Source organism: Streptomyces sp. NRRL B-24572 (assembly GCF_002156145.1).
Taxonomy (GTDB): Bacteria; Actinomycetota; Actinomycetes; order Streptomycetales; family Streptomycetaceae; genus Streptomyces; species Streptomyces vietnamensis.
In genome coordinates, this window is record NZ_MWIG01000333.1 from 1 (window position 1) to 23616 (window position 23616).

At 71.6% G+C, this 23616-nt stretch carries 22 protein-coding genes; 7 read left to right on the forward strand and 15 right to left on the reverse strand.

Annotation, left to right across the window (positions count from 1 at the left end):
- Positions 1-42 precede the first annotated feature (42 nt).
- Entirely contained in the window at positions 43-1845 is a 1803-nt protein-coding gene (locus CCN56_RS20635) for an SDR family oxidoreductase (protein ID WP_086828885.1), read from the reverse strand.
- Entirely contained in the window at positions 1845-2690 is an 846-nt protein-coding gene (locus CCN56_RS20640; protein WP_107484190.1) for a M24 family metallopeptidase, read from the reverse strand. Before CCN56_RS20640 ends, CCN56_RS20635 begins: the two co-directional genes overlap by 1 nt.
- A 317-nt stretch (positions 2691-3007) precedes the next feature.
- Here CCN56_RS20640 and CCN56_RS20645 point away from each other — a divergent pair, with 317 nt between their 5' ends.
- The 4 genes from CCN56_RS20645 to CCN56_RS20660 are packed head-to-tail and all read left to right on the forward strand — an operon-like array spanning position 3008 to position 6495.
- Positions 3008-3964 (forward strand): ABC transporter ATP-binding protein, encoded by a 957-nt coding sequence (locus tag CCN56_RS20645; RefSeq protein ID WP_086828886.1) that lies wholly within the window; start codon positions 3008-3010, stop codon positions 3962-3964.
- A complete protein-coding gene (locus CCN56_RS20650) occupies positions 3961-4851 on the forward strand; it encodes an ABC transporter permease (protein ID WP_086828888.1) in 891 nt (296 codons plus the stop codon). The genes CCN56_RS20645 and CCN56_RS20650 overlap by 4 nt, the downstream gene beginning before the upstream one ends.
- The gene (locus tag CCN56_RS20655; RefSeq protein ID WP_086828890.1) at positions 4848-5759 is read left to right on the forward strand and encodes an ABC transporter ATP-binding protein; all 912 of its coding nucleotides are present in this window, start codon (positions 4848-4850) and stop codon (positions 5757-5759) included. The genes CCN56_RS20650 and CCN56_RS20655 overlap by 4 nt, the downstream gene beginning before the upstream one ends.
- Before the next feature lie 16 nt (positions 5760-5775).
- Positions 5776-6495, forward strand: coding sequence for an ABC transporter permease (locus CCN56_RS20660; protein WP_086828892.1), 720 nt, complete (start codon positions 5776-5778; stop codon positions 6493-6495).
- Here CCN56_RS20660 and CCN56_RS20665 read toward each other — a convergent pair.
- Together CCN56_RS20665 and CCN56_RS20670 are read right to left on the reverse strand one after the other, a co-directional pair.
- A complete protein-coding gene (locus tag CCN56_RS20665; protein WP_256962064.1) occupies positions 6428-7702 on the reverse strand; it encodes an MFS transporter in 1275 nt (424 codons plus the stop codon). The two genes, CCN56_RS20660 and CCN56_RS20665, sit on opposite strands and share 68 nt — an antisense overlap.
- A complete protein-coding gene (locus CCN56_RS20670) occupies positions 7699-8379 on the reverse strand; it encodes a FadR/GntR family transcriptional regulator (protein WP_086828894.1) in 681 nt (226 codons plus the stop codon). The genes CCN56_RS20665 and CCN56_RS20670 overlap by 4 nt, the downstream gene beginning before the upstream one ends.
- Before the next feature lie 135 nt (positions 8380-8514).
- Here CCN56_RS20670 and lpdA point away from each other — a divergent pair, with 135 nt between their 5' ends.
- Positions 8515-9918 carry a dihydrolipoyl dehydrogenase gene (lpdA, locus tag CCN56_RS20675; protein WP_041130240.1) on the forward strand — a complete coding sequence of 468 codons (1404 nt, stop codon included), beginning with the start codon at positions 8515-8517 and terminating at the stop codon, positions 9916-9918.
- A 107-nt stretch (positions 9919-10025) separates the two neighbouring features.
- A complete protein-coding gene (locus tag CCN56_RS20680) occupies positions 10026-10658 on the forward strand; it encodes a rhomboid-like protein (protein ID WP_256962065.1) in 633 nt (210 codons plus the stop codon).
- A gap of 132 nt (positions 10659-10790) precedes the next feature.
- Here the strand turns inward: CCN56_RS20680 and CCN56_RS20685 are convergent, their stop codons facing one another.
- The 9 genes from CCN56_RS20685 to CCN56_RS20725 form a co-directional block, all read right to left on the reverse strand.
- Complete coding sequence (locus CCN56_RS20685) at positions 10791-11597, reverse strand: HAD family hydrolase (protein WP_086828897.1); 807 nt, start codon at positions 11595-11597, stop codon at positions 10791-10793.
- A complete protein-coding gene (gene serS, locus CCN56_RS20690; protein WP_086828899.1) occupies positions 11594-12883 on the reverse strand; it encodes a serine--tRNA ligase in 1290 nt (429 codons plus the stop codon). The genes CCN56_RS20685 and serS overlap by 4 nt, the downstream gene beginning before the upstream one ends.
- Before the next feature lie 486 nt (positions 12884-13369).
- Positions 13370-14305, reverse strand: coding sequence for a prephenate dehydratase (gene pheA, locus CCN56_RS20695; RefSeq protein WP_086828900.1), 936 nt, complete (start codon positions 14303-14305; stop codon positions 13370-13372).
- A 111-nt stretch (positions 14306-14416) separates the two neighbouring features.
- Positions 14417-15685, reverse strand: coding sequence for an iron uptake transporter deferrochelatase/peroxidase subunit (gene efeB / locus CCN56_RS20700; RefSeq protein ID WP_086828902.1), 1269 nt, complete (start codon positions 15683-15685; stop codon positions 14417-14419).
- A gap of 5 nt (positions 15686-15690) precedes the next feature.
- Positions 15691-17703 carry a copper resistance protein CopC gene (locus CCN56_RS20705; protein WP_086828904.1) on the reverse strand — a complete coding sequence of 671 codons (2013 nt, stop codon included), beginning with the start codon at positions 17701-17703 and terminating at the stop codon, positions 15691-15693.
- A gap of 24 nt (positions 17704-17727) precedes the next feature.
- The gene (locus CCN56_RS20710) at positions 17728-18180 is read right to left on the reverse strand and encodes a copper chaperone PCu(A)C (protein WP_086828906.1); all 453 of its coding nucleotides are present in this window, start codon (positions 18178-18180) and stop codon (positions 17728-17730) included.
- Positions 18177-18908, reverse strand: a complete 732-nt coding sequence (locus CCN56_RS20715; protein WP_179199920.1) for an SCO family protein — start codon at positions 18906-18908, stop codon at positions 18177-18179. Before CCN56_RS20715 ends, CCN56_RS20710 begins: the two co-directional genes overlap by 4 nt.
- Before the next feature lie 42 nt (positions 18909-18950).
- Positions 18951-19730 (reverse strand): YcnI family protein, encoded by a 780-nt coding sequence (locus CCN56_RS20720; RefSeq protein WP_086828908.1) that lies wholly within the window; start codon positions 19728-19730, stop codon positions 18951-18953.
- 137 nt (positions 19731-19867) lie between these two features.
- On the reverse strand, positions 19868-20650 hold the full coding sequence (locus CCN56_RS20725) for a hypothetical protein (protein WP_086828910.1): 783 nt from the start codon (positions 20648-20650) through the stop codon (positions 19868-19870).
- A 204-nt stretch (positions 20651-20854) separates the two neighbouring features.
- Between CCN56_RS20725 and CCN56_RS20730 the strand changes: the two genes are divergently transcribed.
- Complete coding sequence (locus tag CCN56_RS20730; protein ID WP_086828912.1) at positions 20855-21301, forward strand: ATP-binding protein; 447 nt, start codon at positions 20855-20857, stop codon at positions 21299-21301.
- 96 nt (positions 21302-21397) lie between these two features.
- On the opposite strand, the gene CCN56_RS20735 is transcribed toward CCN56_RS20730, so the two are convergent.
- Together CCN56_RS20735 and CCN56_RS20740 are read right to left on the reverse strand one after the other, a co-directional pair.
- On the reverse strand, positions 21398-22864 hold the full coding sequence (locus CCN56_RS20735; protein ID WP_086828914.1) for an aminopeptidase P family protein: 1467 nt from the start codon (positions 22862-22864) through the stop codon (positions 21398-21400).
- A 130-nt stretch (positions 22865-22994) separates the two neighbouring features.
- On the reverse strand, positions 22995-23616 hold a 622-nt coding region (locus tag CCN56_RS20740; protein ID WP_143664582.1), incomplete at its 5' end, for a PP2C family protein-serine/threonine phosphatase.

Sequence of the window (23616 nt, forward strand, 5' to 3'; positions counted from 1 at the left end):
CCGGTCGTGGCCCGGCCCCGGTCGTGGCCCGGCCCCGGCCGTCTACGCCGGCGGCTGCCAGCGGGCCAGGGCCCGCAGGGCTCCCGGGCTGAGCCGGGACAGGAAGTGGGCGCCCCGGGCCTCGGGGGTCACCGGGACGACGGCCCGGTCGTGCAGGACCGCCCCCAGGATCGCGTCCGCGACCTTCTCCGGCGGGTAGTTCCGCAGACCGTAAAGACGGGAGGCCTTCTGCTGCCGCCGCTTCTCCTCCGCCGCGTCCGTGACCCCGGCGAACCGCGCGGTCGCCGTGATGTTGGTGTTGACGATGCCGGGGCATATCGCCGACACCCCGATGCCCTGGTCCGCCAGTTCGGCCCGCAGGCACTCGCTGAGCATCAGCACCGCCGCCTTCGACGTGCTGTACGCGGGCAGCGCCCGGGAGGGCTGGAAGGCCGCCGCCGACGCGGTGTTGACGATGTGGCCGCCCTGACCGCGCGCGGTCATCTGCGCACCGAAGAACCGGCAGCCGTGGATCACGCCCCACAGGTTGACGTCCAGGACCTTCTTCCACTCCTCGGCCGAGGTCTCGAAGAAGGAACCCGTGAGCCCGATGCCCGCGTTGTTGACCAGGACGTCGACGACGCCGTACTCGTCCGCCACCTTCGCGGCCAGCTTCTCCATCGCCTCCTCGTCGGCGACGTCGACCACCTCGCCCCAGGCCTCCGGGGCGCCGATCAGGCGCGCCATCTCGGCCGTGCGGGCCGCGCCCTCGGCGTCCCGGTCCACGGCCACCACCCGGGCACCGGCCTCCGCGAACGCGAAGGCGGTGGCCCGGCCGATGCCGCTGGCCGCCCCGGTGACCAGGACCAGCTGCCCGCCGAACCGCTCCGCGTACTCCGGCTTCACCCCGCTCTTCGCCGCCGTCGCCGCCAGCGGCTTCGGCGCCTTGGTGGCCGCGTCCTCGTTGGCCCGGACGAACTCGGCGATCCAGGCCGACAGCTGGTCCGGCCGGGTGCGCGGCACCCAGTGCTTGGCGGGCAGGGTGCGCCGGGTCAGGTCCGGCACCCAGGTGCCCAGGTCGTCGTAGAGCCGCTCGGAGAGGAAGGCGTCACCGGTCGGCGTGATCAGCTGCACGGGCACGTGCGCGTACGCGTCGGGACGCGGCCTGCCGAGCCGGGCCCGGACGTTGTCCCGGTAGAGCCAGGCGCCGTGCGCCGCGTCGCTCGGCAGGGAGGGCGTCGGGTAGTCGCCGGCCGGGACCTTCTCCATCCGCTCCAGGAGCTTCGGCCAGCGCTTGCCGAGCGGCCCGCGCCAGGCGAGCTCCGGCAGCACGGGCGTGTGCAGCATGTACACGTACCAGGACTTGGCGCCCTGGCCGAGGAGCTGCCCGACCCGGCGCGGGGTGGGCCGGGTCATCCGCTGCTTGATCCAGTGCCCGAAGTGGTCGAGCGAGGGACCCGACATCGAGGTGAAGGAGGCGATCCGGCCCTCGGTGCGCCGCACGGTGGCGAACTCCCAGGACTGCACCGAACCCCAGTCGTGGCCGACGAGGTGGACCGGCCGGTCCGGGCTGACGGCGTCGGCGACCGCGAGGAAGTCGTCCGTCAGCTTCTCCAGGGTGAAGCCGCCGCGCAGCGGTGCCGGGGCCGTCGACCGGCCGTGGCCCCGGACGTCGTACAGCACGACGTGGAACTCCTCGGCGAGGCGCGTCGCGACCTCCGACCACACCTCCTTGGAGTCCGGGTACCCGTGCACGAGGAGGACGGTCGGCCGGTCCGTGTCGCCGAGCTCGGCGACGCACAGCTCGATCCCGCCCGTCCGGACCCAGCGCTCCCGCGCCGCGGTGAGCTCCGCGATTCCCGCCATCAGACCGCCCCTTCGTTCCAGCGCCGCACGTGCGGCAGATCGTCGTCCAGCCAGAATGCGCTCTGCTCGGGGTCCCGGGAGTCGGTGACGACCAGGATCTCCTCGAACTTCGCGCCCGTCCCCCGGAACCCGAGGTGCGGCTCGACCGCCCACAGCCCGGGCACGGGCGGGTGGTCGGAGAACTTGTACGGCGACCAGAGCGGCGACCAGCCGTCCCGGTGACCGTGCACGGCGTCGCTCGCCAGGCCCTTGAGCGACTGGGTGCCGAAGCCGAAGAGCGTCGGCGCCCAGCGGCGCTCCTTCACCCGGTCGATCTTGTGGGCGATGACGCCGAAGGGATAGGCCCGGTGCCGGTTCGCGTACCCCTGGCGGACCATGAGCCGGTCCACGTCCTCGTATATCTCGCGCAGCGTGCGGCGCTCGCGCACCTCGCGCAGGATCAGCTCGCGGTGGGCCTCCAGGTCGGCTAGCAGCTTGTCGTGCAGGGGGTTGAGGCCCAGGCAGCCGCTGTAGCCGATGTCGGCCGTGTACCCCTTGTAGACCGGCGCCATGTCGAGGATGAAGGGCATCCCCGCCTCAAGCCGCCGGTTCGTGGGGAAGAACTGCAGCGGGATCCTGAAGTCCACGAAGGCCGTGCGGTCCCCGAACCAGGCGAACGGCCGGTGGAACCAGTCCCGAACCCCCCGCTCGTACAGCCACTCCCGCTGCATCCGGGCGGCCTCGCGCTCGGTCACGCCCGGCTTGAGCTGGGCCGCGACGGCTTCCGCGCACTCGTACGAGAGCCGCTGTACTTCCCTGAACCCCCGCAGCTCCGCGGAGAGTTCGCCTGTCACTGCTGAGGCCATGCCACCCGCCGTCCCGTGTGAGCGCCCGGCTGCGCTACGCGTCCGTAACTTGACACCGATGAATGTGACAATGCCCGGCGGCTGAGTCAAGGGGTCGGACAGCGGCCTGTGGAAAAGTCCGGCGGAAAGACGGTGGGAAGACGGGGGAAAGCCGGTGGGAAGCCGGTGGGAAGCCGGTGGGAAGACCGACCGCCGGCCTGGGGAGAAAGACTTTCGTCTCGACGCCCCTACGGGCTTGTACTCCTGAAGTGGGAGAAGGATCGAGCCGTTGGGCTGACGACTGCTGTAGCGCACGCCACTACCGTCGAAGCGTGACTGTGATCGCCACCGAAAGCCTCAGCAAGCGGTTCCCCCGGGTGACCGCTCTCGACCGGCTCTCCCTGGACATCGGGCCCGGTGTGACCGGACTTGTGGGTGCCAACGGAGCCGGTAAGTCCACGATGATCAAAATCCTGCTCGGACTCTCCCCCGCCACGGAGGGCAGCGCCCAAGTCCTGGGCCTCGACGTCCGGACGCACGGCCCCGAGATCCGTGAGCGCGTCGGGTACATGCCCGAGCACGACTGCCTCCCGCCGGACGTCTCGGCCACCGAGTTCGTCGTCCACATGGCGCGGATGTCCGGGCTGCCCGCGACCGCCGCCCGCGAGCGGACCGCCGACACCCTGCGCCACGTCGGCCTGTACGAGGAGCGCTACCGCCCGATGGGCGGCTACTCGACGGGCATGAAGCAGCGGGTGAAGCTCGCCCAGGCGCTGGTCCACGACCCGAAGCTGGTCCTCCTCGACGAGCCGACCAACGGCCTCGACCCGGTCGGCCGGGACGAGATGCTCGGCCTGATCCGCCGGGTCTGGACCGACTTCGGGATCTCCGTCCTCGTCACCTCGCACCTCCTGGGCGAGCTGGAGCGGACCTGCGACCACGTCGTCGTCATCGACGGCGGAAAGCTGCTGCGGTCCAGCTCCACCAGCGACTTCACCCGGACCACCACGACGCTCGCGGTCGAGGTCACCGACTCGGACAGTCACCCCGACGGCACGGGCGCCCTGCGCGATGCCCTCGCCGCCGCCGGCGTCACCCTCCACCCGGGCGTGGAGGACGGCCTGCCGGGCGCCGGCCACATCCTGCTCCTGGAGGCGGCCGGCGAGGAGACGTACGACCTCGTGCGGGACACCGTCGCCGGCCTCGGCCTCGGTCTCGTCCGCATGGAGCAGCGCCGCCACCACATCGCCGAGGTCTTCAAGGCGAAGGACCAGGAGGAGGTGCCGGCTCGATGAGCTCCCAGGCCCCCGAAACGACCCAGATCCACAACATCGGCTACCGGTCCTACGACGGCCCGCGCCTCGGCCGGGCGTACGCGCGCAGGTCGCTGTTCTCGCAGTCGCTGCGCGGCGCGTACGGCCTGGGCCGCAGCGCCAAGTCCAAGGTGCTGCCGATGCTGCTCTTCGCGGTGATGTGCGCGCCCGCGCTGATCATCGTCGCGATCTCGGTGTACACCAAGGCCGACAAGCTCTTCATGGAGTACACCCAGTACGCGGTCTACCTCCAGCTCGTCATCGCCGTCTTCCTGGCCTCCCAGGCCCCCCAGTCGGTCTCCCGCGACCTGAGGTTCCGGACGGTCCCGCTGTACTTCTCCCGCCCCATCGAGCGGGTGGACTACGTCCTCGCCAAGTACGCGGCGATGGCCTCGGCGCTCTTCGTCCTCACCGTCACCCCGCTGCTCATCATGTGGATCGGCTCGATGCTGGCCAAGATGGACTTCGCCGAGCAGGCCAAGCTGTTCGGCCAGGGCCTCGTCTCCGTCGCGGTCCTGTCGGTGCTCTTCGCCGGCATCGGCCTGGTCATGGCCGCGCTCACCCCGCGCCGCGGCTTCGGCGTCGCCGCCGTGATCGCCGTCCTCACCATCTCCTACGGCGCGGTCTCCACCCTCCAGGGCATCTCCTACGCCACCGAGAACACCGGCTCCATCGTCTGGCTCGGCCTCTTCTCCCCCCTCACCCTCGTCATCGGCCTGCAGAACGCCTTCCTCGGCGCCCCCGCCTCCTTCCCCGGCGAGATGCAGGTCGGCGCCGGCGTGGGCGTGGTCTACCTGCTGACCGTCCTCGCGCTCGTCGCCGCCTGCTACGGCATCCTGATGCGCCGCTACCGAAAGGTCGGACTGTGAGTACCTTGCACATCGACCACGTCTCGCGCTGGTTCGGAAACGTGGTGGCGGTCAACGACATCACGATGTCGATCGGCCCCGGCGTCACCGGCCTCCTCGGCCCCAACGGCGCCGGGAAGTCCACCCTCATCAACATGATGGGCGGCTTCCTCGACCCCTCCACCGGCAGCGTGACCCTCGACGGCCAGCCGGTCTGGCGCAACGAGTCGGTCTACCGCTCCATCGGCGTCGTCCCCGAGCGGGAGGCGATGTACGACTTCCTCACCGGCCGCGAGTTCGTCGTGGCCAACGCCGAACTCCAGGGCCTCGGCGCGGCGGAGGCCCAACGGGCCCTGGCGACCGTCGAGATGGAGTACGCGCAGGACCGGAAGATCGCCACGTACAGCAAGGGCATGCGGCAGCGCGTGAAGATGGCCTCCGCCCTCGTCCACGAGCCGTCCGTGCTGCTGCTCGACGAGCCGTTCAACGGCATGGACCCGCGCCAGCGCATGCAGTTGATGGACCTGCTGCGGCGGATGGGCGCCGAGGGCCGCACGGTCCTGTTCTCCTCGCACATCCTGGAGGAGGTCGAGCAGCTCGCCTCCCACATCGAGGTGATCGTGGCCGGACGGCACGCGGCCTCCGGCGACTTCCGCAAGATCCGTCGGCTGATGACGGACCGGCCGCACCGCTACCTGGTCCACTCCAGCGACGACCGGGCGCTCGCCGCCGCGCTGATCGCCGACCCGTCCACGGCCGGCATCGAGGTCGACGCGGTGGACGGCGGACTGCGGATCCAGGCCGTCGACTTCGGACGGTTCACCGAGCTGCTGCCGAAGGTCGCGAAGGAGCGGGGCATCCGGCTCCTCACGGTCTCGCCCTCGGACGAGTCCCTCGAATCCGTCTTCTCGTATCTCGTCGCGGCCTGAAAGGAGTACGACCCCGATGTACGACCCCACCGTCGCCCGGCTCACCTACCGGGCCCTCCTCGGCCGCCGACGCGCGGCGATCCTCTTCCTCCTGCCCGGCCTGCTCCTGGTCATCGCCGCGGCCGTCCGCGTGCTCAACGGCGCGGACGACCAGGTCGCGGCCGACCTCCTCGGCGGCTTCGGGCTCGCCACGATGGTCCCGCTGATCGGCGTCATCGCCGGCACGGGCGCGATCGGCCCGGAGATCGACGACGGCTCCATCGTCTACCTGCTCTCCAAGCCGGTGAAGCGGACGACGATCATCACCACCAAGCTGTACGTGGCCGTCGCCGTCACCATGGTCTTCTCGGCCGTGCCGACGCTGATCGCCGGCTTCATCCTGAACGGGAACGGGCAGCAGGTCGCCGTCGCCTACACGGTCGCCGCGCTGGTCGCCTCCATCGCCTACAGCGCGCTCTTCCTGCTGCTCGGCACGGTGAGCCGGCACGCCGTGGTGATCGGCCTCGTCTACGCCCTGGTCTGGGAGGCGCTCTTCGGCTCCCTGATCTCCGGCGCCCGCACCCTCAGCGTCCAGCAGTGGGCGCTCGCGCTCGCCGAGAAGGTCACCGGCGACGGCCTGGTCCACTCGGACGTGGCCCTGCCGACGGCGACCGTGCTGCTCGTCGCCGTCACCCTCGGCGCCACCTGGTTCGCCGGCCACAAGCTGCGCACCCTGAAGCTGGCCGGCGAGGAGTAGCCGCCCTCGGACGGAACGTCAGACCGTACGCCCTCCGGGGCGGAACGTCAGACCGTGCGGTCGCGGGCGNNGCGGCGGCCATCAGATAGCCGACCGTCTGGGCCATCCCCGACAGCCGGGCCGCGGTCACCGCGTCCCCGGAGCGCAGCACGATCAGGGTCAGGGCGAGGCCGATGCCACCGCCCTGGCCGACGCCGAGGAGCGCCGACCAGAGCCAGGCGCCCTCGACGGGGGACACCATCAGCCCGGCGTAACCGGCCGCGACCAGCGTCGTGACCAGCACGATCAGCGGGCGCTGGCTGCGCATCCGGCCGGCGAGCAGCGGCACCGCGAAGGCGCCGGCGACCTGGGTCAGGTTGTTGAAGGCGAAGATCATGCCGGCCGTGGAGCGGCTCATCCCGTGGTCGGTGAAGATCGTCGGCATCCAGGCGATCAGCACGTACGTCCACAGCGACTGCAGGCCCATGAAGAGGGTGACCTGCCAGGCCAGCGCCGAGCGCCAGACGCTCACCGGGCGGGCGCCGCCGGCCGGGACGGCCCGTACCTCGTGTCCCGTACGTCCGCGGGCGATCAGCACCTGCGGGAGCCAGGCGAGGGCCGCGACCGCGGCGAGCAGCGACCAGAAGCCCAAAGAGGCTTCCCAGCCGCCGCCCAGAGCCTTCTCCAGGGGGACCGCGGCCGCCGCGGCGGCCGTCGCACCGGCGATCATCGCGCCCGTGTAGACCGAGGTCATCGAGGCCGCGCGGTCCGGGAAGTCACGCTTGATCAGGCCCGGCATCAGCACGTTGAGCAGGGCGATCGCGGTGCCGACGAGGAGCCCGCCGCCGTACAGGGCGTACACGGACGGCAGCACGCGCGCGAGGATGCCGGCGCCGAGCAGCAGGAGCGCCGTGAACAGCACGCGCTCGGCGCCGAACCGGCGCCCGAGCCACGGCGCCACCAGCGCGCCCACGCCGAGGAACAGCACCGGTACCGAGGTCACGAGCGAGCTCGCGGTCGCCGAGAGCCCGAAGGTGGCGGATATCTCGCCGACCAGCGGGGCCACGCTCGCGAGCGCGACCCGCATGTTCAGCGAGGCGAGGACGATGCCGACGAGGAGCACCGCCGGGTGCGCGAGCAGCGCGCGCCGGGCCGCCGCCCCCTCGGCCGAGCGCCGGACCCCGGCCTCGGCGTCGACGAGCACGCGGTTCTCTTCCTCGGTCCTCATCGGTTCTGCTCCATCAGCGCCGCGACCGTCTCCATCGGCGCCCGCAGCAGCTCGCGGGCCTGCCGCTCCGCCGCCTCCGGATCACCGGCCTCGACGGCCACCACCAGGGCCTCGTGGGCGTCGATGTCGACCGGGGGCATCTCCCGGTCGCCGAGGGCCTCCACCAGGACCTCGTGCACCTGCGTGGAGAAGAAGCGGTACACCTCGACGAAGGCCGCGTTGTGCGTCGCGCCGACGACCGCGAGGTGGAAGGCGAGGTCCGCGTCCGCGTCCCGGTCGCCCTCCTCCCGCAGGGTGGTCAGGGCGTCCCGCAGCCGCACCAGGTCGTCGGCGTCGCGCCGGGCGGCCGCGAGCCGGGCGGCCTCGGCCTCCAGGGCGATCCGGAGTTCGAGGACGTCGGCCGCGCCCGCGTGCCGGACGCCGCGGAGCACGGCGGCCGGGTCGGCGGTCGACCGGACGAAGGTGCCGTTGCCCTGCCGGGACTCGAGGAGGCCGGCGTGGACGAGGACCCGGACCGCCTCGCGGACGGTGTTGCGGCCCACGCCGAGCTGCTGCGCGAGTTCGTGCTCGGTCGGGATGCGGTCGCCGACCGCCCACTCCCCTTCGGTGAGCTGCGTGCGCAGCTGTTCCACCACGGAGTCCACCAGCGAGGTCCGCCCCGCCGCCTTGAGTGCCATGGAAATCCTTCATTCGCCCGGTTGCCCAGTCATCCTACAAGTGACCTCCCTCGCCTCCCCGGCCGGGCCGCAGCGACCGGACTACTGTGGGCTCGTACGTGTGCCGAACACCCTCACCACCCTCGGGAGTCAGTCATGTCAGACCGCTTCGACGTCGTCGTACTCGGAGCTGGCCCCGGCGGCTACGTCGCCGCCATCCGCGCCGCCCAGCTGGGCAAGCGGGTCGCGGTCGTCGAGGAGAAGTACTGGGGCGGTGTCTGCCTGAACGTCGGCTGCATCCCCACCAAGGCGCTGCTGCGCAACGCCGAGCTCGCCCACATCTTCAACCACGAGGCCAAGACCTTCGGCATCAAGGTCGACGGCACGGTCACCTTCGACTACCGCGAGGCGTTCAACCGCAGCCGCTCGGTCGCGGACGGCCGCGTCAAGGGCGTCCACTTCCTGATGAAGAAGAACGGGATCACCGAGTTCAACGGCCGGGGCACCTTCCTCGACGCGAACACCCTCCAGGTGGCCAAGGCCGACGGCACCTCGGAGACGATCACCTTCGACAACTGCATCATCGCCACCGGCGCCTCCCCGCGCCTGCTGCCGGGCACGTCCCTGAGCGACCGCGTCGTCTCGTACGAGCAGCAGATCCTCGCCGAGGACGCCCCGAAGTCGATCGTCATCGCCGGCGCCGGCGCCATCGGCATCGAGTTCGCGTACGTGCTGAACAACTACGGCACCAAGGTCACGATCGTCGAGTTCCTCGACCGGGTCGCCCCGCTGGAGGACGAGGAGGTGTCGAAGGAGCTGGCGAAGCAGTACCGCAAGCTCGGCATCGACGTCCTGACCTCCACCCGCGTCGAGGCCATCGACGAGTCCGGCCCGCAGGTCCGCGTCACCGTCACCGGCAAGGACGGCGTCCAGAAGGTCCTGGAGGCCGACAAGGTCCTCCAGGCCATCGGCTTCGCGCCGAACGTCTCCGGCTACGGCCTGGAGAACACCGGTGTCGCCCTCACCGAGCGCGGCGCGATCGACGTCGACGGCCGCTGCCGCACCTCCGTGCCGCACATCTACGCCATCGGTGACGTCACCGCGAAGCTGATGCTCGCGCACACCGCCGAGGCCATGGGCGTCATCGCGGCCGAGACCATCGGGGACGCCGAGACGATGGAGCTCGACTACCCGATGATCCCGCGCGCGACCTACTGCCAGCCGCAGATCGCCAGCTTCGGCTGGACCGAGGCGCAGGCCCGCGAGAAGGGCTACGACGTCAAGGTCGCCAAGTTCCCGTTCGTCGCGAACGGCAAGGCGCACGGCCTCGGCGACGCCACCGGCTTCGTGAAGATCGTCGCCGACGCGAAGTACGGCGAGATCATCGGCGCCCACCTGATCGGCCCCGACGTCACCGAGCTGCTGCCCGAGCTGACCCTGGCCCAGCAGTGGGACCTCACGGTCCACGAGGTCGCCCGGAACGTCCACGCGCACCCGACCCTGGGCGAGGCCGTGAAGGAAGCGATCCACGGTATTGCGGGACACATGATCAATTTCTGAGGTTTCTCCCGGCTTCGGGTGATAGGCACTGAAAGGTGCCGAGCAAAACCTCTCCGGGTGGAGCCCCTCCGGGCGAAACCCCTCCGGGTGGCGAACCGTCCCGGCCGATCAGGTCGTGGGTGTGTTCGTCACCCGGTACGCACGTGTGGCTGGCGGTCATCGCGATCACCAGCCTCGTCATCGCGCTCGCCCCCCACGGCCTGGAGACCTATCTCCTCCACCGCAACAGCAGCAATCTCCACCAGCTCGCGCACCATCCGATGCGGGCCCTGCTCGGCAGCGCGTTCTGGATCGAGAACCCCGCCGACCTGCTGCTGTACGCGGTGCTCTTCGAGGTCTTCCACGCTCCCGTGGAACGCTGGCTGGGCACTCCGAAATGGCTCTTCACCGTCGCCACCGCCCACATTGCGGCCACGCTCATCAGCCAGCAGGTGGTCCTCGTGGCCATCCGGCTCCACGACGTGCCGCGCAGCATGGCCCACGTCGTCGACATCGGGGTCAGCTACGGCCTCGCCGCCTCCGCCGGGATCCTCACCTACCGGCTTCCGAACCCCTGGCGCTGGTTCTACCTCGCCGCGGTCCTCGCGTTCTTCCTCGTACCGCTGGCCGCCGACCGCACGTACACCGACCTCGGCCACGCGATCTCCCTCGCGATCGGCCTGGCCTGCTACCCGCTGACCCGGTGTCCACCGCCCCCGGGAAAACCAGTGGTACCCGAACGTCCGTCCGGCGCACACTGATTGCACGGGGGACACGGGGGATCTCCCGGGCGCGGCCGCTTCGAGCGCGCGGACCTTCGGTCCGCGCGAGGCCGTGAACCCGCGAAGGCCCGCTCCCCCCGGGGAGCGGGCCTTCGTACGGAATCCGGACGGTCAGACCGAGAGCAGGCGCTCCAGGACGACCGCGATGCCGTCCTCCTCGTTCGAGGCCGTCACCTCGTCCGCCACCGCCCGCAGCTCCTCGTGCGCGTTGCCCATGGCCACGCCGTGCGCCGCCCAGCCGAACATCGGGATGTCGTTCGGCATGTCGCCGAAGGCGATCGTCTCCGCGGCCTTCACGCCGAGCCGGCGCGCCGCGAGCGACAGACCGGTCGCCTTGCTCAGACCGAGCGGGAGGATCTCCACGATGCCGGGCCCCGCCATGACGACGTCCACGAGCCCGCCGACCGTCTCCCGCGCGATCCGGGTCAGCTCGTCGTCGCTCAGCGTCGGATGCTGGACGTACATCTTGGTCAGCGGCGCCGACCACAGCTCCGCCGGGTCCTCGTACGCCACGTACGGCAGCGGCCCCTCCTGCGCCCGGTAGCCGGGGCCCATCAGGACCTCGCCGTCCAGACCGTCGCGGCTGGCGGCCAGCGCCAGCGGGCCCACCTCCGCCTCGATCTTGGAGAGGGCGAGCCCCGCGAGCTGCCGGTCCAGGGTCAGCGAGGTCAGCAGCCGGTGCTCACCGGCGTGGTAGACCTGCGCGCCCTGCCCGCACACCGCGATCCCCTGGTAGCCGAGGTCGTCGAGGATGTGCCGGGTCCAGGGCACCGCCCGGCCGGTGACCACGATGTGCGCGGCACCCGCCGCCGTCGCGGCGGCGAGGGCGTCCCGCGTGCGGTCCGAGACGGACTCGTCGGCCCGCAGCAGCGTGCCGTCGAGGTCCGTCGCGACCAGGCGGTAGGGGAAGGGGCTCACTTGGCGATCGGCTCCAGGACCTCACGGCCGCCGAGGTACGGACGGAGTACCTCGGGCACCCGCACCGAACCGTCGGCCAGCTGGTGGTTCTCCAGGATCGCCACGATCGTGCGCGGTACGGCGCACAGCGTGCCGTTCAGGGTGGCCAGCGGCTGCACCGTCTTCTTGCCGCCCTGCTCGTCGCGCATGCGGACGGAGAGGCGACGGGCCTGGAAGCCGTCGCAGTTCGACGCGGAGGTCAGCTCGCGGTACTTGCCCTGCGTCGGGATCCACGCCTCGCAGTCGAACTTGCGGGAGGCGGAGGCGCCGAGGTCACCGGTGGCGACGTCGATGACCTGGAACGGCAGCTCCAGGGAGGTCAGCCACTGCTTCTCCCACTCCAGGAGCCGCTTGTGCTCGTTCTCCGCGTCCTCGGGCGCGACGTACGAGAACATCTCGACCTTGTCGAACTGGTGGACGCGGAAGATGCCGCGGGTGTCCTTGCCGTACGTGCCGGCCTCGCGGCGGAAGCAGGGCGAGAAGCCCGCGTACCGCAGCGGAAGCTTGTCGGCGTCGATGATCTCGTCCATGTGGTACGCGGCGAGGGGCACCTCGGACGTGCCGACGAGGTAGTAGTCGTCCTTCTCCAGGTGGTACACGTTCTCCGCGGCCTGGCCGAGGAAGCCGGTGCCCTCCATGGCGCGCGGACGGACGAGCGCCGGGGTCAGCATGGGGATGAAGCCGGCCTCGGTGGCCTGGGCGATCGCCGCGTTGACCAGGGCGAGCTCCAGGAGCGCGCCGACGCCGGTCAGGTAGTAGAAGCGCGAGCCGGAGACCTTGGCGCCCCGCTCGACGTCGATGGCGCCGAGCGCCTCGCCCAGCTCCAGGTGGTCCTTGGGCTCGAAGCCCTCGGCCGCGAAGTCGCGGATGGTGCCGTGCGTCTCCAGGACGACGAAGTCCTCCTCGCCGCCGACCGGAACGTCCGTGTGGACGATGTTGCCGAGCTGGAGGAGCAGGGCGCGGGCCGTCTCGTCGGCCTCGTTCTGCTCGGCCTCGGCGGCCTTGACGTCGGTCTTGAGCTGCTCCGCCTTCTGCAGGAGCTCGGCGCGCTCCTCGGGGGAGGCCTTGGGGATCAGCTTGCCGAGCGCCTTCTGCTCGGAGCGGAGTTCGTCGAAGCGGACGCCGGACGACCTGCGCCGCTCATCGGCGGAGAGCAGGGCGTCGACGAGGCCGACGTCCTCTCCACGGGCGCGCTGGGAGGCGCGAACACGGTCGGGGTCCTCACGGAGCAGGCGAAGGTCAATCACCCCACCAGGCTACCGGTGCGCGTTCACGTGCCCCCACCCGATAAAGGTGCGCGTGTTGTTTTGCCCGAATTGAGGCCTGGGGAAAGAGCGATCGCCAGGCCCCCGCATTCACTTATCCACAGGCTGTGCGGAAGATCTGTGGACTACGGAGCCGATCGCGTGGATTTCCCTCATCGCGCCTGGGAATTCCGTGATCAAACACCATTGACGCACTCATTTGGGTGGGAATTGATCGCTCCAACGAGTGGGTCGACAGAAGAGTGATGACGAGGGTGCCTGTGAAGCGCTGTGGATGACGCACGGAGGGACGGCGGGTGAGTGGGCCGATTTGTCGACCTTGCCCCCGCGCGGTGTCGACTTGTCCCCAGGTCTGACGTGGTCCTGTGGATAACTTCTGTGGGTAACTGAAAAGTATGCAGGTAGGACTAGTGGCTTGTGCCTGTGGACGAACGCTCACACCGCCGGGAGCGTTCGTCCACCATCGGATCAGGCCCGACCGTCCTGGGCCCTCGCCAGCCAGTCGGAGGCCTCCATGAACTCCACGTCCGAAGTCCCGCGCCGCAGCGCCCGCACGTCCTCGACCGCCACACCCGCCCGCGGGTACGAGCCGAGGAACCGCACCTTGGGGCAGATCCGCTTCAGGCCCATCAGCGCCTCGCCCACCCGCCGGTCCGAGATATGGCCCTCGGCGTCCACGGCGAAGCAGTAGTTCCCGATCCCCGCTCCCGTGGGCCGGGACTGGATCAGCATCAGGTTCACCCCGCGCACCGCGAATTCCTGGAGCAGTTCGAGGAGGGCACCCGGATGATCGTCACCCAGCCACAGCACCACCGAGGTCTTGTCCGCGCCCGTCGGAGCCGCGGGCCGGGCCGGGCGGCCCACCAGCACGAACCGGGTCTCGGCGTTCTCCGCGTCGTGGATCTCGGTGACCAGCGCCTCAAGACCGTAGGTCGCCGCAGCGAACTCCCCCGCGAAGGCGGCGTCGAACCGGCCCTCCTGCACCAGGCGCGCCCCGTCCGCGTTGGAGGCGGCCGACTCCCACACCGCCTCGGGCAGGTGGGCCCGCAGCCAGTTCCGGACCTGCGGCTGGGCCACCGGATGGCCCGTGACCGTCTTGATCTCCGAAAGCTTGGTCCCGGGCCGGACGAGCAGCGCGAAGGCGATCGGGAGGAGCACCTCGCGGTAGATCATCAGCGGCTCGCCGGAGGCCAGCTCGTCCAGGGTCGCGGTCACCCCGCCCTCGACCGAGTTCTCGATCGGGACGAGCGCGGCGGCGGCCTCCCCGTTCCGTACGGCGTCGAGGGCGGCCGGGACCGAGACCATCGGGACGAGTTCCCGCGTCGCGGCCTCGGGCAGCGTGCGCAGCGCCGCTTCGGTGAAGGTGCCTTCGGGGCCGAGATAGGTGTACCGGGTGGCGGACATACCGTCACCCTAATGCTCGCCGTCGCCGCGAGCGGCCGCCCGAGCGAGGCCTCTCACCCCTCGGACGGAGGCCCGCCCGGGCCCGGCCGCCGCCTGCTCCGGGCCCTGTGGTCACGCCTCCAGGAGGCGCTGGCCCACGTACTCGCCCTCGGCGGGGCCGCCCGGGACCGCGAACAGGCCGCTCGCCTCGTGGCGGATGAACGCGGACAGCGCGTCGCCCCGGTCGAGCTTGCGCTGCACCGGGACGAAGCCCCGGAGCGGGTCCGCCTGCCAGCAGACGAAGAGGAGGCCCGCGTCCGGCGTCCCGTCCGGACCGATCCCGTCGTGGAAGGAGAACGGCCTGCGCAGCATCGCCGCACCGCCGTTCTGTTCGGGGGCGGAGATCCGGGAGTGGGCGTTGTCCGGGATGACCGTCTTCCCGTCAGGACCGAGCTTGTTCAGGTCGAGCTCGGTGGTCTCCGAGCCGCCGGTGAGCGGGGCACCGTCGGACTTCCGGCGCCCGATGACCTTCTCCTGCCGGTCCAGAGGCAGCTTCTCCCAGTCGTCGAGCAGCATCCGGATCCGGCGCACCACCGCGTACGAGCCGCCGGCCATCCACTCCGGTGCGCCGCCGGACCCGGCCGGGACGAAGATCCGCCGGTCGAAGTCCGGGTCGGTGGGCTTCGGGTTGCCCGTGCCGTCGACCTGGCCCATCAGGTTGCGGGCGGTCATCGGCTTCGCGGTGGCACCGGCCGAGCGGTTGAAGCCGTTCATCTGCCAGCGCACCCGGGCCGCGTCTCCGGCGTCCTTCTGGATCGCGCGCAGCGCGTGGAAGGCGACGAGCGCGTCGTCGGCGCCGATCTGCACCCACAGATCGCCCTCCGAGCGCCGGGGGTCCAGGGCGTCGGAGGAGAAGGCGGGCAGCGGGTCGAGGGCGGCGGGCCGCCGAGAGGCGAGTCCGGTGCGGTCGAAGAAGGTACGGCCGAAGCCGAAGGTGACCGTGAGGGAGGAGGGGCCCGCGTCGAGCGCGACACCCGTGTCCTCGGCCGGGGCCTTGCCCGACATCAGCACCTTCGCCGTGGCCGACCAGCGGCGCAGCAGGGCGGCGGCCTCCTTGCGGCCGGCGCCCGGGGCGAGGTCGAAGGCGATCAGATGACCGCGGGACTGGAGGGGGGTGGTGATGCCCGCCTGATGTTTCCCGTGAAACATCACCGCGGTCGAGCCGACGGTGGTCAGGGCCGGGGCGCCACCGGCTCCGGCACCGGCGGTGTCGTCGCCGGACAGGGCCGCGGAGATCCCGGCGCCGCCGGCCGCGCCGGCGACGAGGCCGGCGGCGCCCGCCGCGCCGACGGTGCCGAGCAGGCGCCGCCGGGAGAGGTCGAGGTTGTCGCTGTCGGTCACGTGCTTCAGCCGATCTTCACGTTCTTGTCGATGGTGGTCTGGTCGATCTCGGAGGTACGGACGGTCACCTGGATCTTCCAGTCGCCCGGCATCGGGATCTGGACGCCGCTCGCGCTCCAGTGTCCGGTCTGGATCCGGTCGGGGGCGACGGGCAGCGGGCCCACGTTCTTCGCCTCCAGGGTGAGGGCGACCTTGATCTCGGGGACGTCAAGGGGTTTGCCGTTGGGGCGCTCGACGAAGATGTGGAGCGCGTTGGAGCCGGTGCGGCCGGGGTCGAGGCTGAGACGGACGACGCCCTTGCCGTCGACGCCGCCGGTGTCGAAGGGCAGCCGGATGTCGACGGGCCGGTCGGGCACGGCGGCCGGGCCGGAGGCGGAGGTGGCCCGCCCGGCCTCCTCCTCGGTGCGGCCGGGCTCGGTCGAGGTGAGGACGGTGGTCACGGCGAGGAGGACGACGGCGACGGCGGCCTCGGTCAGCACCGAGCGGCGCAGACCGGCCCGCTCGGGGTCGGCGTCCCGCTCCCGCTTGCGCCGGGCGGTGGCGACGGCGGCCCGCTGCCGGGCGAGCTGTGCGGCCCGCACGGGGTCGACGGCCGCTGCGGCGGGGCCTCCCGAGGCCGCGGCCTCCGTGGGCTCGTCGGCCTCGTCGACCTCGTCGGCTTCCTCGGCCTCCGAGGCCTCGTCGGCCGCGTCCGCGTCCTCGGCGTCCTCGGGCGCCTCGGCCTCCGGGGCCTCGTCCGCGTTCACGGCCTCTTCCGCCGGCGTCGACGGCGCCGTCGTCTCCGCCAGGCGCTGGGTCCAGCGGCGGGAGATCCAGGCGATGCCGACGAGGACCGCCATGAGGCCGATCTTGACCAGGAGCAGCTGGCCGTACCGGGTCCCGGTCAGGGCGGACCAGGAACCGACCTGGCGCCAGGACTGGTAGAGCCCGGTGGCCGCGAGGACGGCCACGGAGCCGAAGGCCACCTTGGAGAAGCGTTCGACGGCGGAGCGCTCGACGGACGGCGCTTTGTGGAGGGCGACGAGCAGCACGGTGAGGCCGCCGAGCCAGGCGGCGACGGCGAGGAGGTGCAGGATGTCGACGGGCATGGCGATGCCGGGCTGCAGACCGGTCGAGGCGTGCTCGGCCAGGGCCCAGGTCCCGGCGATGCCGGCGGCGACGACGGTGCCGCCGAGGCCGAGTCCGAAGGCGAGGTCCTTCTTCTCCTTCGGGTCGGTGCGCCGGGCGTAGGCGCCGAAGAGGACGGCCACGAAGAGCGCGGCCGCGCCGAGCAGCAGCAGCCGGGAGGTGAGCGCGGCGCCGGTCTTCGTCTCCAGGACGGTCTTCAGACCCGCCAGGTCGAAGGCGTCGGAGAGCTTCCCGGAGCCGGTGTACGGGCTGCGCAGGAGCAGCAGCGCGAGGGTGGCGCCGGTGAGGGTCAGCCAGCCCCGGACCACCGTCTGCTGGACGGGTCGGACGCTCGCGCCGCGCGGCCAGCAGACCAGGACGAAGGCGCCGCCGCCGACGAGGACGGCGAATCCGGCGTACGAGAGGTAGCGGGCGATGCCGTAGAGGACGCCGACGAGGCCGCCGCCGGGCGCCTGGTCGGTCAGGGCGACGGAGGTCGTGGAGGGGGCGCCGATGGAGAAGGTGAAGGCACCGGCGACGGGGTGGCTGTCGGACGAGACGGCCTGCCAGGCCACGGTGTACGTGCCGTCGGGCAGTCCGGCGCGGAGCCCCACTCCGTACCGGACGACGGAACCGCTGCACAGATCGCGGATCTCGCCGGTGTCGGCCCGTCGGCCCGCCGGGTCGAGGACCCGGATGGAGTCGGTGCTCAGGGCGACCTGTTCGGAGAAGGTCAGGTTGACCTCCTTGGGGGCGGTGGCGACCACCGCCCCGTCCTTCGGGTCGCTGCCGGTGAGCGCCGCGTGCGCGGAGGCGGGTGCGGCGCCGGCGAGCAGCGTGCCGAGCAGCGCGGCCGCGAGGATCAGCAGCCGGGCCAGGGCGTTGCCGAGGCGCGGGGCGGTGGTTGTCATCTGTGTGTCACTCCGTCAACGAGCTCAGTGCTGCTGCGGGTTGTGGTTGGGCGCTTCGACGGGAACGTCGACCTTGATGGGGTCGGACTTCTCGAAGTGCAGCTCGATGCTGACCTTCTCGCCCTGCTTCGGCGTCTTCTTCAGCTCCATGAACATGATGTGGCTGCCGCCACGCGTCAGGGAGAGCTCGCCGTTCGCGGGGATGTCGAAGGCCTTCACCTGCTGCATCTTCTGGTTCTTCGTCTCGTGCATGGTGATGTCGTCCGAGAGCGGGCTGGTGACGGAGGTGAGCTTGTCCGCGGTGCCGCTGTCGTTCTTGATCGTGAGGAAGCCGCCGGCCATGTCCATCACCGGCTGGGGCATGAACGCGCCGCTGACCTCCAGGTCGGGCTTGCTCTCGGAGGACGAGCACCCGGTCAGCGCGAGCGCGGCGGCGAGCGCCACGGCGGCGGACAGGGCGGTGGTGCGGCGGGTCACGGGTTCTCCCCCTTGATGATCTTCGGCAGGTCCTTGGCGTAGTCGTCGACGGTCGCGTCCTCGCCGTACAGGACGTAGCCCTGGTCGGTGGTGGGCGAGAAGGCGATCACCTGGGCTCCGTGCATGGAGACGACGTTGCCGTCCTTGTCCTTCGTCGGCGGGTCGATGCCGATGCCGATCTGCCGGGCTCCCGCCTGGATGGCGGAGAAGTCGCCGGTGAGGCCGGTGAAGGAGGGGTCGCCGGCGGCGGGCAGCCACTTGGCGAGTTCGGCGGAGGTGTCCCGCTCGGGGTCGGTGGTGACGAAGACGACCTGGAGCTTGTCCTGGTCGGCCTTGGAGAGCTGCTTCCTGGCGATGGCGATGTTGCTCATCGTCAGGGGGCAGACGTCGGGGCAGTGCGTGTAGCCGAAGTAGATGAGGGTCGGCTTGCCCTTGGTGCGCTCCCGCAGGTCGTACTTCTGGCCCTTGGTGTCGGTGAGGACGAGCGCGGGCTTGGTGAACGGCCGGTCGAGGACGGTGGCGGCCTTGGTGTTGTCGCTGCCGCCGACGACCTCGGCGACCGCGGAGCCGGAGCCCGCGGGCTTTTCGTCGTTGCCGCCGAGGCCGACGGCGGCGGTGATGCCGATCGCGGCGACGATCGCGACGGCGGCGATGACGAGCGGCGTGCGCCGCCCGGGACGGGCCGTGGCCGTGGCCGTCGCCGTTCCGGGCGTCTTCTCTTCAGACATGGTGCTTCTTTCGAATCACGAGCGAGGGTGAGGGTGCGGCCGTCAGGCCGAGCGGCGGCGGCCGGCGAGGACGCCGAAGGCGACGCCGGCGATGCCGACGAGGATGCCGACGACACCGAGGACGCGGGCCGTGGTGTCGGTGGCCGAAGACGCCGAGGACGCAGCGGCGGTCTCCTCGTGGTCGGCCGTCTTGTCGTCGTGACCGGCCTTCTCGTCGGACCCGGCGGAGGCGGACGGGGCCGCACCGCCGTGGTGGTCCTCGTCGGCGGAGGCGGCGGAGAGCTTCAGGACGGGGGCCGGGTTCTCCGGCTCCTCAGCACCCTCCTTCTGCGGCTCGATCCAGCGCACGACCTCCTTGTTGTCGTACGTCTGGATCGCCTTGAGGACCAGCTCGTCGGTGTCCTCCGGCAGCTGGCCGAGGGAGAGCGGGAACTGCTGGAACTGGCCGGGGCCGATCTTCGAGCCGTCGGCGGTCCAGGTGACCTTGGAGACGGCCTCGTTGATCTTCTTGCCGTGCATCTCCAGCGGCTTGTCGAGCTTGCTCTTGGTGACCTCGGCCTTCCAGCCGGGGACGGGCTGCGGCATGACGGAGGCCAGCGGGTGGTCGAGCGGGAAGTTGACCTCGACCTTCACGGTGGAGGCGTTGTCGCGCTCGTTCGGGACCTTGAGGTTGACGGTCGCGTAGCCGCCCTTGGCCGCCTCGCCCTGCGGCTGCACGCTGACGTGCGCGAAGGCGGTGCCGGACAGCAGCACCACGGAGGAGAGGGCGATGCCGCCGGCGAGGGCGGCGCGGGTGGTGGCGGAGACACGGGAAACGCTCATGGCAGAAGACACTCCAGCTCGGAAAGCTCGAAAGCTCGAAAGTTCGGTGAAGGATGCGGAAGTCCGGCGCGCCCGGGGACGGGAGTCCCGCACAGGCGTGCGGACGAGCGCGGCCCGCCCCTGTCGAGCGGTCCGCGTCAGGCTGCGAGGACGCAGTCGGCGGCCGGGGGGCCGCGCCTGATCACCGTGTGCTGAAGGGCCTCGGCCACCGGCGGCGGCGAGGAGTCGAAGGCGGTACGGGGGGTCCGCCGCGGCCCGGTGCGCGATGCCGCCGACAGCCCGGCGAGCAGGGCCCGTACGAGACGGAGCGCGGCCCGCAGGGAGCGCACGAGGGCGCACTCGGCGAGCTCCGTCGCGCCCTGCTCGGACAGCTCCACGAGCCGGCCGAGGGCGCGGTCGCCGCGGCGCAGCAGCCAGCCCGTGGCCAGGGCGGCCAGGAGGTGGCCGAGGAGCATGGGCAGGCCGGGCAGCAGCTCACCGGCGGGCGCGGTCGCCCCGGTGGCCATGTGTCCCATGTGGGCGTGCGCGGTGGCCGGGTCGAGCCCGGCGTCGGTGATGATCCGGGTGGCGTCGGCGGGGCTGAGCGAGGCGGTGCCCGCTCCGCAGACCAGCCGGGCGGCCATCCGGACGAGGGCGTCGTCGGCCTGGTCGCTCAGGGCGAGCTGCCGCTGTCCGAGCCCGAAGAGGACGTGCAGGCCGAGCTGCCCGCCGGCGAGGGCGCCGACGACGGAGCCGAGGGAACGCTCACGGCCGGCGAGGAGCACGGTGACCCCGAAGACACCGAGGAAACCGGCGACGACGGTCCACAGGGCGATGCCCGCGCAGGCGGCGAGGGCGTGTCCCAACGCGGACAGCACGACGCAGACCGCGGTGAACACCGCGGCCCTCAGCAGCCGTGGAGCGAGCGCGGGGGCAGTCATGGCGGGCCCATCATCGCACCACGCGCAAGACCGCCATGCGGCAGGTCCGGAAGGTCGTCCTTGAGCGGCTTCGCGGTGACATACACCGGCGCACCCGCCCTCTGCATCCGCCGAACGAGCGCTCTTGACGGCTTCCCGCGCTTACGGAGCGTCCGCTCCGGCAATACGTATCGGTATGTCGAGCCGCTGCCGGGAGGCTGGAGCATGAGCATCTGGTGGTCACTCCATCTGCGGCGCGAGGCCGCGAGCGTGCCGCTCGCGCGAAGGCTTCTGCTGGGCACGATGGAGACGGCGGGCGTCGATCCCGACGTGTCGTACGAGTTGTCGGTCGCGCTGACCGAGGCCTGTGCCAACGCCGTGGAGCACGGCGGCGCGGGTGGTCCCCGTGAACGGGGTGGGGCGTACCGGGTGACCGCGTACCTGGACGGCGAGACCTGCCGCATCGAGGTCGCCGACTCGGGCCCGGGTTTTCCCGGGACGGCGGCGCCCGCGCGCCCCTCGGACGAGGCGGAGCACGGCCGTGGCCTGCGTCTGATCGAGGAGCTGGCCGATCACGTCCAGTTCGGCAACCGCTCGGGCCGGGGCGGTGCCGTGGTCAGCTTCGACAAGATCCTGAAGTGGCGGGACAGCCCGTCCCTGCTGATGGCGTGAACTCCCGGAGCACGGGGAAGGACCCCCGCCGGAGCACGGGGAAGGGCCCCCGCCGGTCGGTCGGCGGGGGCCCTTCTGTTCCAACGTACGCGGGAATCAGCCCTTCAGCGCGGCCATCCACGCCTCGACCTCGTCGGCGTGGCGCGGCAGCGCGGCCGAGAGGTTCCGGTTGCCGTCCTCCGTGACGAGGATGTCGTCCTCGATCCGGACGCCGATGCCGCGGTACTCCTCCGGCACGGTCAGGTCGTCGGCCTGGAAGTACAGACCGGGCTCGACCGTCAGGCACATGCCCGGCTCCAGGGTGGTGTCCACGTACATCTCGGTGCGCGCGGCGGCGCAGTCGTGGACGTCCATGCCGAGCATGTGGCCGGTGCCGTGCAGGGTCCAGCGGCGCTGGAGGCCGAGCTCCAGGACGCGCTCGACCGGGCCCTCGACGAGGCCCCACTCGACGAGCTTCTCGGCGAGGACGCGCTGGGCGGCGTCGTGGAAGTCGCGGTAGGCGGCGCCGGGCTTCACCGCGGCGATGCCGGCCTCCTGCGCCTCGTACACGGCGTCGTAGATCTTGCGCTGGATCTCGGTGTACCGGCCGTTGATCGGCAGGGTGCGGGTGATGTCGGCGGTGTAGAGCTCGGTGGTCTCCACGCCGGCGTCGAGCAGCAGCAGGTCGCCGGAGCGGACCGGGCCGTCGTTGCGGACCCAGTGCAGGGTGCAGGCGTGCGGGCCTGCGGCGGCGATGGAGCCGTAGCCGATGTCGTTGCCCTCGACGCGGGCGCGCAGGAAGAACGTGCCCTCGATGTAGCGCTCGCTGGTGGCCTCGGCCTTGTCGAGGACCTTGACGACGTCCTCGAAGCCGCGGGCGGTGGAGGCGCAGGCCTTCTCCAGCTCGGCGATCTCGAAGGCGTCCTTCACGAGGCGGGCCTCGGAGAGGAAGATCCGGAGTTCCTCGTCGCGCTCGGCGGTGACCTTGTCGGTCAGCGCGGCCTCGATGCCGGCGTCGTGGCCGCGGACGGCGCGGACGGGGCCGGTGGCCTCCTTGAGGGCGTCGGCGAGCTCGCGGACGTCCTTGGCCGGGATGCCGAGGAGCTGCTCGGCCTCGGCGAGGGAGTGGCGGCGGCCGACCCACAGCTCGCCCTGGCCGTCGAGCCAGAACTCGCCGTTCTCGCGGTTGGAGCGCGGCAGCAGGTAGATCGTGGCCTCGTGGCCGTCGGCCGTGGGCTCCAGGACGAGGACGCCGTCCTGCGTCTGGTCGCCGGTGAGGTACGCGTACTCGGTGGAGGCGCGGAAGGCGTACTCGGTGTCGTTCGACCGGGTCTTCAGGTTCCCGGCGGGGATCACGAGGCGCTCGCCCGGGAAGCGGGCGGAGAGCGCGGCGCGGCGGGCGGCGGTCTCGCCGGCCTGCGCGATCGGCGCGAGGTCGTGCAGCTCGGTGTCGGCCCAGCCGGACTTCATGTTCTCGGCGAGCTCGTCGGACACGCCCGGGTACAGGCCGTTCTTCCGCTGCTTGATCGCCTGCTCTTCGGTCTCGGTCTCTTCCGGGGTCTCCGGGGTGAGCTCCTCGGCCACGGGTCTGCCTCCTCTTGGTACGACACTGAACCCCCACCATCGTACGGTCGTACGGAAGGGGGCCCAGGGCCGGAAGACCCATTACCGGAATCTCACACTCCGGCCATTGGAGGCCACGCGACGGCGCGGCTCACTCGAAGCGCGCGGCGAGCAGGACCACGTCCTCCCCCTCCACGGCCCGGTCCAGGCCCTCGGGGAGCAGGGTCCGCAGGACGTGGTCGGCGACGGCGCCCGGGTCGTCCCGGTCCGCCCTCGGCACGCTCGCGGCGGCCGCGTGGAGCCGCGCGAAGGCCCGGTCCATGGCGTCGCCGGTACGGCGCAGCAGCCCGTCCGTGTAGAGAAGCACCGTTTCTCCGGGTGCGAGGGACAGCTCCACGCTCGGCGCCTCCCAGCAGGAGAGCATCCCGAGCGGGGCCGAGAGCGAGGTCTCGACGAACTCGGTGCGGTGGTCGCCGACGACCAGCGGCGGGGCGTGTCCGGCGCCGGCGAGGACGATCCGGCGCTGTGCGGGCTCGGCGTACGCGAAGAGGGCGGTCGCCGAGCGGGCGGGTTCGGTGAGCCGGAGCAGGAGCTCCAGGTCGGAGAGGACGGCGACGGGGTCCTCGCCCTCCATCACCGCGTACGCCCGGAGGGAGGCGCGGAGCCGGCCCATGGCGGCGAGCGCGCTGGGTCCGGTGCCGCAGACGGAGCCGACGGCCAGGCCGAGGGCGCCGTCGGGCAGCGGCAGCGCGTCGTACCAGTCGCCGCCGCCC

Coding starts and splice junctions, on each gene's coding strand:
- CCN56_RS20640 (WP_107484190.1), bottom strand. CDS start 2,690: ATGGCCTCAGCAGTGACAGGCGAACTCTCCGCGGAGCTGCGGGGGTTC.
- CCN56_RS20670 (WP_086828894.1), bottom strand. CDS start 8,379: ATGGCACTCAAGGCGGCGGGGCGGACCTCGCTGGTGGACTCCGTGGTG.
- CCN56_RS20725 (WP_086828910.1), bottom strand. CDS start 20,650: ATGACTGCCCCCGCGCTCGCTCCACGGCTGCTGAGGGCCGCGGTGTTC.
- CCN56_RS20650 (WP_086828888.1), top strand. CDS start 3,961: ATGAGCTCCCAGGCCCCCGAAACGACCCAGATCCACAACATCGGCTAC.
- pheA (WP_086828900.1), bottom strand. CDS start 14,305: ATGTCCGCCACCCGGTACACCTATCTCGGCCCCGAAGGCACCTTCACC.
- CCN56_RS20715 (WP_179199920.1), bottom strand. CDS start 18,908: ATGTCTGAAGAGAAGACGCCCGGAACGGCGACGGCCACGGCCACGGCC.
- CCN56_RS20660 (WP_086828892.1), top strand. CDS start 5,776: ATGTACGACCCCACCGTCGCCCGGCTCACCTACCGGGCCCTCCTCGGC.
- CCN56_RS20720 (WP_086828908.1), bottom strand. CDS start 19,730: ATGAGCGTTTCCCGTGTCTCCGCCACCACCCGCGCCGCCCTCGCCGGC.
- CCN56_RS20730 (WP_086828912.1), top strand. CDS start 20,855: ATGAGCATCTGGTGGTCACTCCATCTGCGGCGCGAGGCCGCGAGCGTG.
- CCN56_RS20705 (WP_086828904.1), bottom strand. CDS start 17,703: ATGACAACCACCGCCCCGCGCCTCGGCAACGCCCTGGCCCGGCTGCTG.
- CCN56_RS20635 (WP_086828885.1), bottom strand. CDS start 1,845: ATGGCGGGAATCGCGGAGCTCACCGCGGCGCGGGAGCGCTGGGTCCGG.
- lpdA (WP_041130240.1), top strand. CDS start 8,515: ATGTCAGACCGCTTCGACGTCGTCGTACTCGGAGCTGGCCCCGGCGGC.